The organism is Thermoanaerobaculia bacterium, assembly GCA_035260525.1.
In the GTDB taxonomy this organism is placed as follows: domain Bacteria; phylum Acidobacteriota; class Thermoanaerobaculia; order UBA5066; family DATFVB01; genus DATFVB01.
Window position 1 is genome coordinate 1 of sequence record DATFVB010000096.1, and the last position, 14,667, is coordinate 14,667.

15 protein-coding genes are annotated in these 14,667 nt (G+C 70.4%); 10 read left to right on the top strand and 5 right to left on the bottom strand.

What is annotated here, in order from left to right; all coding sequences use genetic code 11:
• Positions 1 to 1,129, bottom strand: a 1,129-nt coding sequence (locus VKH46_04510) for a sulfatase (GenBank protein HKB70082.1), incomplete at its 3' end; no start/stop codon positions are given.
• A gap of 194 nt (positions 1,130 to 1,323) precedes the next feature.
• On the opposite strand from VKH46_04510, the gene VKH46_04515 reads away from it, so the two are divergent.
• The gene (locus tag VKH46_04515) at positions 1,324 to 2,661 is read left to right on the top strand and encodes an amidohydrolase family protein (GenBank protein ID HKB70083.1); all 1,338 of its coding nucleotides are present in this window, start codon (positions 1,324 to 1,326) and stop codon (positions 2,659 to 2,661) included.
• Positions 2,662 to 2,802: 141 nt separating this feature from the next.
• On the opposite strand, the gene VKH46_04520 is transcribed toward VKH46_04515, so the two are convergent.
• On the bottom strand, positions 2,803 to 3,162 hold the full coding sequence (locus VKH46_04520) for a cupin domain-containing protein (protein HKB70084.1): 360 nt from the start codon (positions 3,160 to 3,162) through the stop codon (positions 2,803 to 2,805).
• 171 nt (positions 3,163 to 3,333) lie between these two features.
• Here VKH46_04520 and VKH46_04525 point away from each other — a divergent pair, with 171 nt between their 5' ends.
• Positions 3,334 to 3,489, top strand: a complete 156-nt coding sequence (locus tag VKH46_04525) for a hypothetical protein (protein ID HKB70085.1) — start codon at positions 3,334 to 3,336, stop codon at positions 3,487 to 3,489.
• Between the two features lie 189 nt (positions 3,490 to 3,678).
• On the opposite strand, the gene VKH46_04530 is transcribed toward VKH46_04525, so the two are convergent.
• Positions 3,679 to 4,740, bottom strand: a complete 1,062-nt coding sequence (locus VKH46_04530) for an NADH:flavin oxidoreductase/NADH oxidase (GenBank protein HKB70086.1) — start codon at positions 4,738 to 4,740, stop codon at positions 3,679 to 3,681.
• Between the two features lie 233 nt (positions 4,741 to 4,973).
• Here VKH46_04530 and VKH46_04535 point away from each other — a divergent pair, with 233 nt between their 5' ends.
• From VKH46_04535 to VKH46_04565, 7 genes are all read left to right on the top strand, one after another.
• Positions 4,974 to 5,345 (top strand): cupin domain-containing protein, encoded by a 372-nt coding sequence (locus tag VKH46_04535; GenBank protein HKB70087.1) that lies wholly within the window; start codon positions 4,974 to 4,976, stop codon positions 5,343 to 5,345.
• 71 nt (positions 5,346 to 5,416) lie between these two features.
• Positions 5,417 to 6,034 carry a hypothetical protein gene (locus VKH46_04540; protein ID HKB70088.1) on the top strand — a complete coding sequence of 206 codons (618 nt, stop codon included), beginning with the start codon at positions 5,417 to 5,419 and terminating at the stop codon, positions 6,032 to 6,034.
• Positions 6,015 to 6,707 carry a class D sortase gene (locus tag VKH46_04545; protein HKB70089.1) on the top strand — a complete coding sequence of 231 codons (693 nt, stop codon included), beginning with the start codon at positions 6,015 to 6,017 and terminating at the stop codon, positions 6,705 to 6,707. The genes VKH46_04540 and VKH46_04545 overlap by 20 nt, the downstream gene beginning before the upstream one ends.
• 355 nt (positions 6,708 to 7,062) lie before the next feature.
• Positions 7,063 to 8,748 carry a glycosyltransferase family 39 protein gene (locus VKH46_04550; GenBank protein HKB70090.1) on the top strand — a complete coding sequence of 562 codons (1,686 nt, stop codon included), beginning with the start codon at positions 7,063 to 7,065 and terminating at the stop codon, positions 8,746 to 8,748.
• The gene (locus VKH46_04555) at positions 8,745 to 9,104 is read left to right on the top strand and encodes a hypothetical protein (protein HKB70091.1); all 360 of its coding nucleotides are present in this window, start codon (positions 8,745 to 8,747) and stop codon (positions 9,102 to 9,104) included. Before VKH46_04550 ends, VKH46_04555 begins: the two co-directional genes overlap by 4 nt.
• On the top strand, positions 9,101 to 10,396 hold the full coding sequence (locus tag VKH46_04560; GenBank protein ID HKB70092.1) for a hypothetical protein: 1,296 nt from the start codon (positions 9,101 to 9,103) through the stop codon (positions 10,394 to 10,396). The genes VKH46_04555 and VKH46_04560 overlap by 4 nt, the downstream gene beginning before the upstream one ends.
• On the top strand, positions 10,393 to 12,138 hold the full coding sequence (locus VKH46_04565; GenBank protein ID HKB70093.1) for a hypothetical protein: 1,746 nt from the start codon (positions 10,393 to 10,395) through the stop codon (positions 12,136 to 12,138). The genes VKH46_04560 and VKH46_04565 overlap by 4 nt, the downstream gene beginning before the upstream one ends.
• 196 nt (positions 12,139 to 12,334) lie before the next feature.
• On the opposite strand, the gene VKH46_04570 is transcribed toward VKH46_04565, so the two are convergent.
• The gene (locus VKH46_04570; GenBank protein HKB70094.1) at positions 12,335 to 14,005 is read right to left on the bottom strand and encodes a hypothetical protein; all 1,671 of its coding nucleotides are present in this window, start codon (positions 14,003 to 14,005) and stop codon (positions 12,335 to 12,337) included.
• A 134-nt stretch (positions 14,006 to 14,139) separates the two neighbouring features.
• Positions 14,140 to 14,310 (bottom strand): DUF1328 family protein, encoded by a 171-nt coding sequence (locus VKH46_04575; GenBank protein ID HKB70095.1) that lies wholly within the window; start codon positions 14,308 to 14,310, stop codon positions 14,140 to 14,142.
• Between the two features lie 146 nt (positions 14,311 to 14,456).
• Here VKH46_04575 and VKH46_04580 point away from each other — a divergent pair, with 146 nt between their 5' ends.
• On the top strand, positions 14,457 to 14,663 hold the full coding sequence (locus VKH46_04580) for a hypothetical protein (protein ID HKB70096.1): 207 nt from the start codon (positions 14,457 to 14,459) through the stop codon (positions 14,661 to 14,663).
• Positions 14,664 to 14,667 lie beyond the last annotated feature (4 nt).

The following is a 14,667-nucleotide window of genomic DNA, read 5'->3' on the forward strand; positions in this document are numbered from 1 at the left end:
GCTCGGGTCCGTACGCGATCCCGGAGGCGAAAAGCCGGCGGTCCGGAGGGAGTCCGCCGCCCACCGGCAGGGAGAGCCCGTCCGTGCGCCGGGCCGGAAGACCGAGCCGCTGCCGCGCGGTCGGGGCGATGTCGACGAGGCTCACCGGCGATCCTTCGTGCCGCGGGCGCTCACCCGGACTCCAGATCAGGAGCGGGACGCGCAGGACCTCGTCGTAGAGCGCGTGCCCGTGGCCTTCGCCGTAGATGCCCCGCGGATCGGCTGCGCGAAGCCGTTCCTCCGCGCGATGCTCGCCGAACTCCTCCCCGTGGTCGGAGAAAAGGACGACGAGCGTGTCGCCGAGGAGACCGCGCGCCTCGAGGAACGTCAGCAGTTGCGCCACATCGTGCCGCTGGATCTCGATTTCCCGGTGATACGACAGATACCGGATGCACGGGCCGCTCGCGGGATCCGCGCACCTCCCCGCGGGAGCCGCGGCGAGGAGCTCCCGGCGCTCCTCGGCCGACAGCGCCGCGGCCTCGCGTCTCTTTTGATCGGGCGACGCATTGCCGTGCGCGTCCACCCAGTGCATGTAGAGGAAGAACGGCGCGCCGGCGCGACGATCGTTCTCCAGCCACCGGCGCGCCCTCGCGAGGACCTTGCGCGAAGGGACGTTGGCGACCGTTTGGAAACCCCTCACGACGCCCGTTCCGACGTCGACCCAGCCGTTGGAGATGAACGCGGCCGTCTGGAACCCCGCTCGGGACGCCGCCTGCCCGAGGACGGGCATCCGCCTCGGGAGACGGGAGGGAATCCGGGAACCGAGATCGGCGACCGGGTCGAGAAACCTCCCGGCGTTGTGGTGCGCCGGATAGAGACCGCTCATCACGCTCGCGAGCGACGGCAGCGTCCACGGCGCCGCCGCCCGCGCGTCGTCGTAGACGACGGCGCGGCGCGACCACGATGAAAGAGCGTCGGGCGATCCGGTCCGATCGTGCCGGGCGAACGAATCGGCGCGGACCGTATCGAAGCAAAGAAGGACGAAGTTCCGCGCGAGGGTTCGGCGGACGGGAGCGGGGCGACGCGCGCAGCCGCCGAGGACCGAGAGGACGAGCACGACCGCGGCGGCCTTCCCTCGGCGATTTTTCATTTCCCGCAGCGTTCCTGGTCGTGCCATGACATTGAGACCGACCGCCACGGTATCCGGCGAGGACCGTTCGGACCGGTGATGGGGGACCATAACAGGAATCCGCTGCATTTTCATTTCCGGACACGGCCGGGCGCTTTCGGCCTCCGCCCGCGCCGGCCGCCGAGCATGGGACCCGGCGCTGATAAGCTTTTCTCATGAAAATCGGAAGAACGACGCTCTTTCTCGCGGGCATGCTCTCTCTCGCGCTCCCCCTCCGGGCCGACGACCCGAAGACCACGCTGGCGCTCGTCGGCGGCCAGATCATCGACGGCTACGAGGGAACGCCGATTTCCGACGGCGTGATTCTCGTCGCCGGCAACCGGATCAGAGCGGTCGGCCGCCGCTCCGAGATTCCCGTCCCGCCCGGCGTGCCCGTCATCGACACCCGCGGGATGAGCGTGATGCCGGGGCTCGCGGACATGCACGTCCACCTCATGATCCTCGGGCACAGCGACTACGAATACTGGGACAAGAAATACTCCGGACGGTTCGCGACCGAGATCATGCCGATCGCCGCAAAGCAGCTCCTCGAGAGCGGCGTGACGTTCGCCCGCGATCTCGGCGCGCCCCTCGAAGACAGCCTCGCCGTCCGCGGACGGATCGCGCGCGGCGAGATCCCGGGGCCGAGACTCTTCGTGTCCGGCCCGTTCATCCAGAAGAAGGCCTACAACCCGTGGGAGGAGTCTTACCGCTGGGGCGTCAACGGAGCCGCCGACGCGCGCGCGAAGGTCAAGCGCCTCGTCGACGCGGGTGTGGACATGATCAAGCTCATCGACCAGGACCAGCTCACCGACGACGAGGTGAAGGCGGTCGTCGAGACCGCGCACGCGGGCGGGAAGCCCGTCGTCGCGCACGCGCACCGCGAGGACGAGATCCGGATGGGGCTGAAGTACGGGATCGACTCGTTCGAGCACACCGGCCTCGCGACCGAACCGGGATATCCGGAGGACATCCTCGCCGGGATCCGGAAGCGCAACAACACGCTGTACTGGTGCCCGACCATCGAAGGCCTCTTTCTCGCTGATTACACCGCGCGGACGTTCCCGGAACGCCTGAACGACCCGGCGTGGCAGAAGGACATGCCGCCCGAGATGGCGCTCGACATCCGCAAATCCCTCGAGAGCGTCACCCACCTCGACTACTTCACGCTGACGTTCCGGCGGCTCCCGACTCTCGCGCACAAGTTCCAGCAGCTCCGCGACACGGGCGTGACGCTCCTCGTCGGGACCGACAGCGGCATCCCGGGCAACTTCCACACCGATTCGACGTGGCGCGAGCTCGACATGTGGGTGAAGCTCGGCATGACGCCGATGCAGGCGATTGCGGGCGCCACCCGCTGGCCCGCCCGGTTCCTTCGGAAGGAGAACGAGCTCGGGACGATCGCGCCGGGCCGCTACGCCGACATCGTCGCGGTGCGCGGCGACGTCCTCTCGAACATCGGCCTCCTTCAGCACGTCGACGTCGTCGTCAAGGACGGGAAGAGAGTCAAATAGAAAAAGAAGTCGCGAGTCGGTCGCGCGTCTCGGGTCACACGAGCGAGTTCAGCGGTCAGCGATTCGTGATCGCCGACCGCTCCAACGAGCGGCCGACTTTTCGACTCGTGACTCGCGACCCGGGACCCGCGACCCGACCGCTCAGATCGGAGTGGGCACGAACGTCCGCTCACCTCCTGCCGTCCCCGTGTTGACCGTCGACTTCGGCTCGAAGAGCATCACGTGGACTTCCTCGTCGGCGTACGGACAGTGCTCGACGCCCCGCGGGACGATGACGAGCTCCCCGGGGTCGAGCGAGAGCTCTCCGTCGCGGAAGCGGATGCGGAAGCGCCCCTTCAACACGAGGAACATCTCGTCCTCGTTCTCGTGATGGTGCCAGACGAACTCGCCCTCGAGCTTGACGACCTTCACGTGCATGTCGCCGACCTCGCCGACGATCCGCGGCTGGAAGCGTTCGGAAAAGAAAGAGAGCTTCTCGGCGAGGTTCACCTTCTGGGGCATCGGCATGGCGCGCTCCTCCGGAGAGCGATTATGGATCCCGCCCCGCGCCTGTCGTGGACGCCGCCGAGTCGACGATGCCGTGGCATGCCCCCTGCTCATTCCTCCGTCGGGAGGATTCGAATGCGAAACCGGGACGAAGTCAGCGGAAAAACGGAAGAAATCAAGGGGCGCGTGAAGGAGGCCGCCGGAATCGTCACGGGCGACCGACGGCTCGAGGATGAAGGCGAGGGTCAGCGCCGGGAAGGCGAGGCCGAACTCGATCTCGGCCGCGCGCGGCGAAGGCTCGGCGAAGCCGTCGAGGACCTGGGCGACCGGATCAAGCGCTGAACCGTCGCGCCGGCTACCCCCCGAGATCCGAGACCAACCGGATGTCAGTTCACCGGACCATGAGGCGCGTCGAGGCGCGAGCCCGAGGGGTTGCGGGTCGGCCGCGCCGTCCCGAGTCGTACCGGTGGCGTACGGCGACGGCGGCGCGGCCGGCTCGCGCCCCTCCGGCTCGATGCATCGCCGCGCCGGCTAATCTTTCGCGCGCAGGTACTGATTGGGCCAGGGAACGTCCACCCGGAGCGCCCGCGCCGCGTGGAGCGGCCAGTACGGATCGCGAAGCTCCGCGCGGGCGAGAAGGACCGCGTCCGCTTCGCCGGAAGCGACGATCAGCTGAGCCTGGGCGGGCTCGGTGATGAGGCCGACCGCCGCCGTCGCGATTCCGGTCTCGCGGCGCACGCGCGCCGCGAGAGGCACCTGATAGCCCGGCTCCAGGGGGATCTTCACTCCCGGCACGATCCCGCCGGACGAGCAGTCGATCAGATCGACGCCCGCGCGGCCGAGCTCGCGGGCGAACCGCACCGAGTCCTCGGCCGTCCATCCCTCCTCCGCCCAGTCGGTCGCCGAGATGCGGACGAAGAGAGGCCGCCCTTGCGGCCACACCGCGCGAGCGGCGGCCGCGACGCGCAGCGGAAACCGGATCCGGTTCTCGAAGCTCCCGCCCCAGGCGTCGTCGCGACGATTGGAGAGCGGCGAGAGGAATTCGTGCAGCAGGTATCCGTGCGCCATGTGGAGCTCGAGGACGTCGAACCCCGCCGAGAGCGCGAGCTCCGCCGACGCCGCGAAGTCGCCGACGATGCGGTCGATCTCCGGCCCCGTGAGCGCGCGCGGCGGAGGATATCGGCCGAAGGCGACCGCGCTCGGCGCGACCGTCTCCCACGCGCCCTCGGAGGCGGAGAGCGGCGCCCCTCCTTCCCACGGCGGGCGCGTCGAGGCCTTCCGTCCCGCGTGCGCGAGCTGGATCCCGGCGATCGCGCCGTTCTCGCGAAGGAAGTCGACGATCCTCCGGAACGCCGCCGCCTGCCCGGAGGACCAGAGGCCGCTGTCGGCGGGGGTGATCCTTCCGGCAGGTGACACGGCCGTCGCCTCGACCATGACGAGACCGGCGCCTCCCACCGCCCGGCTCCCGAGGTGGACGAGGTGCCAGTCGTTCGGCGTCCCGTCCCGGCTGGAGTACTGGCACATCGGCGAGACGAAGATCCGGTTTCGGAACATCGTCTCCCGGATCACGAGCGGATCGAAGAGTCCCGGCACGCTTCTCACGATCGCACAGATCGTTTCCGCCCGCGAGCGAGGCGGGCGCCTCCTCCGGTTCTCGCGGGGAGGGCCGGATCGGTTCGGGGCCGTTGCTCGCTCTTTCCCGTTCGATCGCTTCAGCCGATTTGCGCCGAACGCGGATTGATGCCGCTGGATCAGGCGAAACCCGGGCGCAGCGCGTAAATTCCAATCGTCACGTCTTCCGGCCCGCGAGCCGGAAAGGAGGACCGATGACCTACCTGAAGAACTTCCAGAACGTCGCCTCCGAGAACGAATTCTTCCGGAACGTTCTGTACACGGGTAAACGCAGCCAGCTCGTGGCGATGAAGCTCGCGCCCGGGGAGGAGATCGGAGAGGAGACGCACCCGGCGACCGACCAGGTGTTCTTCTTCATCGAAGGCGCCGGTGAGGCGACGATCGACCACAGGCCCCTGCGCGTCTCCTCCGGAGAGGTGCTCTGCGTTCCCGCGGGAACGCTGCACAACATCCGGAACACGGCGAAGAAGGCGCTCAAGCTGCTCACGCTCTATGCGCCGCCGGAGCACCCGGCGGGCACGATCGAGAAAACGCGCGAAGACGCGCTCGCTTCGCAGGCGCACTGATTCACCCGTCGTCCGGCCGAGGAGCCGTCGAGAGCCCGGCCGGATCGCACATCTTTTGAAAGGAGCCCATCATGAAAGTCTCGAGACGTCTTGCTTATCCCCTGGCTCTGGCGTTCCTCTGCGTTCTCGCCGTTCCCGTGGCTCGGGCCGACAACGCCTGGCGGACCCCGCTCCGGCTCTCCGAGCCGACGGAGATCCCCGGCAAGGTCCTCCAGCCCGGCGCGTACGTGATCAAGGTGGTCGACACGGCGCGCATCCGGTCGATCGTGCAGTTCCTGAACCCGGACGAAACCGAGGTCATCGCGACGGTGCTCGCGGTTCCGACCCGCCGGGTCCCGGCGGCCGAGGAGACGGAGTTCACGTACTTCCAGCGCCAGGAGGGCGCGCCCCAGGCGATGAAGTCGTGGATCTACCCGGGAGAGAATTTCGGCGTCGAGTTCGTCTATCCGAAGGCGGAAGCGATCACGCTCGCCGAGAAGACCCACGAAACCGTCTACGCGACTCCGGCACCGGAGCCGACCATCGAGAGCGAGGTCGTCGCCGTCACTCCGGAGCGCAAGGAGATTCCCTACCAGCCTCTCCCGACTCTGCCGAAGACCGGCAGTGATCTTCCGCTGATCGGCCTTCTCGCGGCCGCGTCGCTCGCCGGCGCCGCCGGGTTGAAGATCCTTGGCAACCGGATCGGCTGATTTCCTGCGTTCGGATCCCGGCCTCCGGGGCGCTCGCCCCGGAGGCCTGCGCGTTCTCGAGCGCGTCCTCTGGGTCACCGGTTCCCTCGCCCTCGGGTGGTGCGTCTTCGTGATCTCCGCTTCCCGAATCGATCGGTTTCTCGGCGGCCGCCTCCTCGACCGCTCGCACGCCTCGCGATCGTCCGATCCCGCCGCCGTTCCGAAACCGAACCCCCGTCCCGCGGCCGGCCAGACGATGGAGTCGCGTCCCGCCATCGCGCCGCTCGCTCCTCTCGTCCGCGGAGCTCTCATCGGCCGTCTCGAGATCGCGACGATCGGCCTGTCGGCCGTCGCCCGCGAGGGAGACGACGCGCGGACGCTGCGGTTCTCCGTGGGCCACATCCCGGGGACTCCCGTTCCTCCCGAGGAGGGCAACGCCGCGTTCGCCGGTCATCGCGACCGGCAGTTCCGCGGTCTCGGCCGGGTGCGGCCGAACGACGAGATCCGGATCACCACCGAGTCGGGAGAGTTCGTCTACCGCGTCGAGTGGACGTCGGTCGTCGGTCCCGACGCCTCCTGGGTCCTCGATCCGACCCCCGACGCGACGCTCACGCTCGTCACGTGCTATCCCTTCGGCTACGTCGGAAGCGCGCCGGACCGTTTCGTCGTGCGGGCGAAGCTCGTCGCGAGCTGACGCCGCCGCCCGGCCTTCCTTCCGATCGGACCAAATGCCCCGGCCGGGAATAGCGTGCCATTTGCGCCCGCGGCTTGCGGACGAGGTCAAGACGCGTCGGGGGAGCAGATGCCGGGAGCATCGGGCCCGCGACGCCACGCCGCCATCGTTCGCAATGCGCCGGCGCCCGTAGCGCGCTCTGCGCGCTCACTTCAAATGCTTTCGGGCGGCCTCCGGGCAATCTGCGGCGCCGCCGCGGCTCGGTCCCCGCGAAAGCGGGGATGGCAACGATACGCCGCGGCGACCTTCAGCTTACCCCGCGGCGCTCCGAACAAATGTCACGTTATTCCCGGGCCGGGGCACTAAGATCGCCCGCATGGCCTTCCCGAAAAGGCAGTTCCTGTGGCCGATGGCGGCGCTCTGCCTCGCCTGGGCCGCCGCCCAGCTCTCGCTCGCGTGGAACGACGCGCCGGTCGTGGACGAGCCGATCCATCTCTTCGACGGCTCGCTCGCCGTCGATCTCGGGGACCCGACCGCGAATCCCGAGCACCCGCCGCTCGTGAAGGTCCTCGCCTCGGCCGCGGCCCGGCCCTGGCGCTCCCGCGCGTCGGCGGTCGCGCCGGGAACGGACCCTCGCGCCTCCGCTCCGGCGCTCCTCGTCCGCCCGACCGAGACCGCCCGCGTCCGGATCTTCGCGGCTCGGCTGCCGCCGATCGCGATCGGGCTCGCGGCGATCGTCGTGTGCGGCGTCTGGGGAGCGTCGATCGGCGGCGCGGCGGGGGGCCTCGCGGCGGCCGCGATGCTCGCCTCCTCGACGCTTTTCGGCGCCCACGCGCATTTCGTGACGACGGACGCGCCGGTCGCCGCGCTCGTCTTCTGCGGCGCGTTCTGTCTCGACGCTCCGGGAGACCGCTTCTCGCGCCGGCGGATCGCCGCCGCCGGGCTCGTTCTCGGCGCGGCGCTCGCCGCGAAATATTCGGCGGTATTTCTCGTCCCGGTCCTCCTCGCCGCGTCGTTTGTCCGGAAGCCGTCCCGCGCCCGACTCGTGTCGCATCTCGGGATCGTCCTCGCCGCGGCGATCGCGCTCGCGGCGATCACCGGATGGGCGTCCCGGCGGGCGACCGCCGCCGAGGTCCGCGGCGAGATCGCGAACGCCCGGACCGGCGCCACGACGAACCGTCTCGACGCCGCCGGGATGTCGGCGGTCCTCGCGATCGGCGATCGGATCGCGCCGGCGAGCCCGGGGCTCGCGCGCTACTGCCTGGGGACCGCTCTCGTGGCGTCGCCCGCGTTCCGGCGCGGCGCGTATCCGGCCTTCTTCCACGGGCGGATCACGACGACGGGAGCGCCGGGATACTTCCCCGCCTGCGTCGCGTTCAAGTTCGGATCGATCGCGCTCATCGCCGGAATCGCCGGGCTCGTGTTCGCCGCGCGCCGCCTCCCCCTCTTCGCCGTGCTTGTCCCGCTCCTCTATTTCGCGGCGGCGCTCCCGGCGCATTACCTCCTCGGCGCTCGTTACCTCCTGCCGATCTATCCGTTCCTCTGCCTCTGGGCCGCGCCGCTCGGGCGGGTCGCTCCGAGGGCAATCCTCGCGGCGGGAGCGCTGTCGCTCGCGGGCGCGGCGTGGGCCTATCCGCACTGGATCGCCGATTCCTCGGCCATCGGCCGCGCGATCGGACCGATCGAAGATTGGTTCGCGGATTCCAATCTCGACTGGGGACAGGACCTCGGGCGGCTCGCGGCGCGGGCCGCCGCGCGCGGAGAGCCCGTGTCGATCGTCAGCGGCTCCGAGTTCGGAGATCTCGGCGTTCTGTATCCGGCGCTCCGGTTCCCCGATCTCGGGCGTCCGCTCCCGGCGGGACTCTACTCGGCCGTTCGCTGGCTTGCGTTCCTTCGCGCGGCGGCCGAGCCGGAGGGGATCGCCGCTTATCCGCCCGAGCTGCGGCCTGTCGTCCTCCAGCTTCGCGCGGACTACGATCTTCTCGATCGGGGAGCGCCGATTCCGGACCTTTCGACCCCCTCGATGCGCGGATCGCGGCTGCCGCCGGAAGCGGCGCCGTGAGAGGCGGCGGGCGCCGTTTCGCAGTCCTCGCGCTCTCGATCGCGGCCCTCTTCGCGGCCGAGCTCGCCACACTCGACTTCCGGGACGTCGGTGCGAGGATTCGCATGGCGCTCGGCCCGCACGACCTCGCCCGCGATCGCATCCAGGGCACGGATTTTCTCTTCGACCGGGGGTACGGGGCGTTTCTCGACCGCCTGGCGCGGACGACCCCAGCCGGGAAGCCCGTCCGGCTCTGCGCGCCGCGCACCAACGAGCTCTACGACTACGCGGCGGCCTACGTCCTCGCTCCGCGGCCGGTGACCCGGGACGCCGGCGGAGACTTCGGCTACCGCTGCGCGGAAAGCCCGGGCCGATGAACCTCGCGACGGCCGCCGCCGCTCTCGGCGTCATCGCGCTCACGACCGCCGCGGGCTACCTCGTCGTCCGGTTCTCCGGCCCCGAGCTCGCCGCCGGAGAGACTCTCGGATGGAGCTGGGGCGCGGGGATGCTGCTCCTCGTCGGAGCGTACGCGGCGTTGATCGCCGTCGGCGCGCGGCCCGGGCCGAAGAAGCTCGGCGGTCTCCTGGCGATCGCGTCGATCGGAGCGTTTCTTCGCCGCTCTCCGCGCCGGCGGGGCGCCGGGAATCGAGACGCGCTCGCGCGGCTTTTCGCGGCGATCGCGCTCGCCGGATGCGTCGCTTACCTGCTGCAGGCGGTCGCGGAGCCTCTCTGGAGCACCGACTTCCTCGCGATCTGGGGTCTGAAGGGAAAGACGATCTATTTCACGGGCGCGATCCCGGGCCGGCTCTTCCACGATCCCGCGACCGTGTGGTCCCATCCCGAGTACCCGCTCTTCGTGCCGCTGGCCATGGCGGCGTTCTCCGCCGCGGCCGGCTCGTGGAACGACGAGACGCTCGGGCTCCTGTATGCCGCATGGCAGATCGCGACGGTGCTCGTCATCGCCGGATATTGCCGCCGGCGCGGCTGTGCCCGCGCCGGCCTCGCGACCGCCGCCCTCGTCGCATGGTTTCACCCCCTCTATCGCGGCTACGGCGCCGGGCTCGCCGACGTTCCCTTCGCGTTTGCCGCCGTCCTCCTCTGCGCCGCCGCCGCCGACCGCAATCCCGGACGGGCGGCGGTCGCCGCGCTTCTCCTCGTGGCCACGAAGCAGGAGGGAACCCTCTTCGCGATCCTCGCGGCGCTCCTGCTCCTCGCCGGCTCCGCCGCCGACCGAGGCGCCCGGCGCGCCACGGCCGCCGTCGTCGCGGGCGCTGCCGCGGCGCACTTGCTCCTGCTGCGCGCGCTTCGCGGCCCTCTGTCCGATCGCGACTTCACGTTCGCGCCGCTGGCGCACGCGGCCGACCTCGCGGCGCGCTTCGCGCGCCTGTTCCCGGCGCTCGCCGGGAGCCTGACGATTCCGCTCCTTGCGGGCATCGCCGCCTCGGCGGCGGTCTTCTTCGCCGGCCGCCGCTCGCGCGAGGATCTCCTCCTCGCCGCTCTCGGGCTCCAGGTCTCGGCGTACCTCGGGGCGTGCGTCCTTTCCGCCTACGACCCGGTCTGGCAACTCCAGGGCTTCTTCCGGACGTCGGGAGCGCTCGCGCCTGCCGCCGCGCTCCTCCTCGCCTCGCGGGTCGCCGCGCCATCGACGCCGGCTCCCGTTTCCTCGTGACGGCCGCTCCGATTCCCGCGGCCAACCGCCGGTTGCCGGGAGCCATCGCCGTCCTTCTGCTCGCGGCCGCCGCGGGGCTGCTGGTCGCTTCCGCTTCGCAGGCGCCCGTGAGCGGCGGTTTCGGCGATCGCGACCTGCAGATTCTTCGTCAGTGGATCGCGTCCGGGCGCCTGGCCCCCCTCCCGCATGCTTCCGATCACCTTCTCAAGCCGGGCTACCTCGCTTATCTCCGGATCGTTCTCGGCGCGAGAGAGCCGTTCCCGATCCGCCGGCTGCTGCTGACGAACGCGATCCTCCTCGCCTGCGGTTTCGCCATGGTCGTCGCCGCGCTGTGGAGGAGCGGCCGGCAGAAGCCGGCGTTGATCGCCGCGCTCGTCTTTCTGGCCTACACCCCGCTTCGCGACGCGAACGACTACGTCCTCAGCGAACCCGTGGCCGCATTCGGATTGCTCGTCTGCCTCGCCATCCTGATCGTCGGTGAGGTCCACCCGCGAGCGCTCCTCCTCCTGGGCATTCCGATCGCGTTGACGACCCTCGTGCGCCCGAACACGGGGGAAATCGCCCTCGTTCTGTCGCTCCTCGTCGTCGCCTCCTCCGGACGCCGCCGCGGCGTTCATCTCGTCTGGATCGTGCTCGTCTCCGTCTCGGCATGCGCGGCGGTCGTCTTTCTGGGCGCCCGAAATGGGATCGACGTCAACCCGCTCGGCGTGCGCGCGACGAACGTCTTTCTCTGGGGAGCGGCGGATTACTACTGGGAAGCGGACGTCGGACCATGGCCGGAAGCTCCCACGATGGCGGAGCAGCGGCGCCTCGAAGCCCGCAACGCGCGCGGCATCTGGGGCGCGAAGCTTCGCCGTTGGTCCGGTGACGACCGCCGGGCGCTCGCATGGAAGCTGGGCCATGCGTATCTCTCCTGCGAGCAGCTTCCGCCGCGTTGGCAACACTCCGCCTACCGGCGATACGACGGGCTTCTTCGGCGATGGTGGTGGCTCATCGCGCTCGTGTGCGCGGCCCTCGCCGCGGGAGTCGCCGTCGGAGGGGTCGGACCGTGGCGTTTTGCCCCCGCCCTTCTCGTCGCCGCCATCGTCGCCCAGGGTCTCTTCGTCGGCGCCGACCCACGCTTCGCGTTGCCGTTCATGCCGGGCCTCCTGCTGACGCTCGTCCTCGCGATCCCTTCCGGGCGGCTCTCCGCGCGATGCGCGGGAGCGCAGGCCCTCGTTCTCGTCGTCGGCCTCGGTCTGATCGCCGCCGTCCCCGACGCGGCCAATTCGGATTTCGCCGTCGTCAGGGAATCCCGCACGGTGTCGTTGGCGGTGGGACCGCGTCCCTTCCGAGGAACGTCATCCGCCGTGACGCTGCACGTCCGAATCCTCGAGCCCGCCCAGACGTTCGAACGGGGGATCACCATCACGGCCAATGGTCGGACGGTCGCCCGTTACGATGCGGACCCCTCCCGGCCGGAGCCGCCCTATCTGACGGCGGTCGTCGCCGGAAGGCTTCTCACGGAGGCTCGTCGTTCCGGGCTGAACGTCCGGATCCGGCCGGTCGACGGTCCGCCGGAACGGTTCCTGTACTTCCCCGTCGTTCCGCCGCCCTGGGCGGCTCCGGCGGCGATCGACGGAAGCCGCGCGTTCGAATCCGGGTACGGAGGTCTCACTCGCGGCGGCATCCCGTTCTGGATTCACTCCGGCGTGGACGCGCCTCTGCCGGCCGAAATCACGACCACGCGAGCGAGCCGCTGACGCGGCTCGCGCCATGGATCCGCCTTCGCCGAGGCTTCGGCGCGACAGGTCGCCGCGCCCGCCTGCCTCGATGCGGAGAGAAGCTCACTCAGTTCAAAACCGCCCGAAAGCGCGGCGAGGCGCGAACCCGGCGGGATGCGGGTTTCCGACCGGCCGTGAAGGCGTACCGAAAGCCGGATCGCCGCGCCAGCCTGCGTCACCACCAATCCAGCCCTCCGCTCACGACTCCCGACGTCGGCGACAGCACGCCGCTCCCTTCCCGCCGCGCCGGCGCGCCCCAGGGCCGCGGGACGACCGGAAAGGCGTAGAAGTTCGTCTCGTCGAACCCGCCGCCCGCGACGAAGCGCAGGTCGACCGGACCGCGGCGGTTTCGTTCGAGGAGATCGGCCGGAAGCGCAACGACGATGTCGGGCCGCTCCGGGTGGGGATTGCTGCGGCTCGAGAAAAGCGTCCGGCCGGTTTCGTCCTCGACGGAGAGCTCCGCCGAGGTCAGGCCGGTGAGCGACCCGATGCGGACGTGCAGCTCGCGGCGGCGGCGATCGAGGCCGTGGCGCGGAATCTCCTGGTGCACGACGACTCCGCCCTTCTCGATCTTCCCCCACTCCCGGTCGAGGATGCCGGGGCGAAGCGACACCGCCGCGGCCAGGATCGCCGCGGTCAGAAGCGGCGCGATGAATCTCCGGGACCCGGAAAGGACCGCGAAGAGCAGGAGCGGCGCGAGGAACGGCAGCCCATAGCGCGGAAGCGAGCCGACGAGAAGGCTCTGCGCGACGAGCATCGCCAGCAGCGCCGCGCCGAGCGCCCCGAAGGCCCGGGTCTCGGGGCGGCGGAAGGCGCACAGAATCCACGCGACGCAGAGGAGCACGACGAAGGGTCTCGCGACCTTCGCGGCTTCGTCGATCCTCCAGTACGCGCCCGACCAGCTCGCATCGTAGTAGTCCGTCCCGAGGAGCGCGTGGAACGCCCGCCAGAGCCACTGGCGCCGCACCTCCGGCGTCGAGGGAGGCCACAGAGCGCTCCAGCGGACCGCGGCGAGCCGGAGCTCCTCTTTCGCGGTTGCCGCCGGAGTCGGGGCCGAGGGCCATTTCCCGACCGACGGAGGCCAGAGATAGTCGAGCGATCCCGTCAGGACGGCGCTCGAGACGCCCGAGCGCGCCGGCTCGCGCTCGTGCGCCCGCCGGGCGATCGCGACCGGCGCCCACAGCGCGAGGAACCCGGCGGCGAGCGCGCCGGCGACCGCCCGTCGGCGCGGCGCCATCCGGCGAAAACCGATGAGCGCGAGCACGGCGGCCGCGCCCCCCTCGTTGGGGCGCACCAGGAAGAGCGCGGCGATCGCGACGCCGGCGGCGAGCGCGCTCCGGACCGACACGCGCCGGCCGAGCGCCGCCCACGCCGCGACCGCGAGGAAGCCGGCGGTCGCCAGGGCTTCGCTCATCACCGCGCTCGCGGAGTCGCGGAAGGAAAGCATCGCCACCGCGAGCGCGAAAAACGCCGCCCCGTGGCCGGCGCCGCGCCGGCGCGCGGCGAAGAGGGCGGCGCCGCCGATCGACGCGAGGAGGATGACGGACTGGACGACCACCGATGCTCGCGCCGGATCCCGGAAGAGCGCGGTGCACACGGTCAGGAAGAAGACGTAGCCCGGCTTGACGGCGTGGCCCCAGCCGCCCGCGTCCCGGTAGGCCGCTCCCCCGAGGAACCCCAGGCGCTCGCGGGCGAGCGCGAGGTCGACCCGGCTGTCCGACCAGACGACGACCGGTCCGCGAAGCGCCGGCCAGAGGTAGAGGAACGAGCCGGCAGCGCCGAAAAGCAGGAGGGCGATCTTCGTCGCGGGCGCGGTACGGTACCGTACGGTTCCTTCAGGAGGCACTGGATCGGATGGTACCGCGCGACGAGCCCCGCATCGCGGATCATGCGAGCGAGTTCAGCGGCGGCGATCTCCGATCGCCGTCCGCTGCAACGAGCCGCCGACTCTTCGACTCTCTTCCGATCCGCAGGGCCGGTTCAGATCCGCCGCGCGACGGAGACGCCGATCAGCAGGAACACCAGGAAGAGCACCAGGAAAAGAAAGGCGAAGATCTTGGCGATCGCAAACGATGCGCCGGCGATCGACGTGAAACCCAGGAGCGCGGCGACGATCCCGACGAGAAGGAAGACGATCGCGAGTCTCAACATGAGGACCTCCGTTTTCGCCGGGAGGCCGATCTCCCCCCGGCCATGGCGCCAGAACGCCTCGCGTCCCGCTCCACCGTCGAAGTGCATTCGGAATGCCAGACTTCCGCCCCCGCTCACCGGGCACAGGGGTTGCTCCGCTGCGACCCATGGCCGAGACTTGCCGCCGCTGCGGAGCGACCGGATCCCTCTACCCGATCGGGAAAGAGCTCTACTGCCGGGGCTGTTTCGAGATGAGCTTTCGCGTGGTCTCGCGATATCGCCTCCTCGACCGGCGCGACGCGCGCCGGGAACCGCGCGGCTATGGACGACGCTGGACCGACGACCTCACCGACCGTCCGCCATCCGACTCGTGAGGGG

Coding starts and splice junctions, on each gene's coding strand:
- VKH46_04580 (HKB70096.1), top strand. CDS start 14,457: ATGGCCGAGACTTGCCGCCGCTGCGGAGCGACCGGATCCCTCTACCCG.
- VKH46_04540 (HKB70088.1), top strand. CDS start 5,417: ATGAAAGTCTCGAGACGTCTTGCTTATCCCCTGGCTCTGGCGTTCCTC.
- VKH46_04515 (HKB70083.1), top strand. CDS start 1,324: ATGAAAATCGGAAGAACGACGCTCTTTCTCGCGGGCATGCTCTCTCTC.
- VKH46_04575 (HKB70095.1), bottom strand. CDS start 14,310: ATGTTGAGACTCGCGATCGTCTTCCTTCTCGTCGGGATCGTCGCCGCG.
- VKH46_04560 (HKB70092.1), top strand. CDS start 9,101: ATGAACCTCGCGACGGCCGCCGCCGCTCTCGGCGTCATCGCGCTCACG.
- VKH46_04535 (HKB70087.1), top strand. CDS start 4,974: ATGACCTACCTGAAGAACTTCCAGAACGTCGCCTCCGAGAACGAATTC.
- VKH46_04520 (HKB70084.1), bottom strand. CDS start 3,162: ATGCCCCAGAAGGTGAACCTCGCCGAGAAGCTCTCTTTCTTTTCCGAA.
- VKH46_04550 (HKB70090.1), top strand. CDS start 7,063: ATGGCCTTCCCGAAAAGGCAGTTCCTGTGGCCGATGGCGGCGCTCTGC.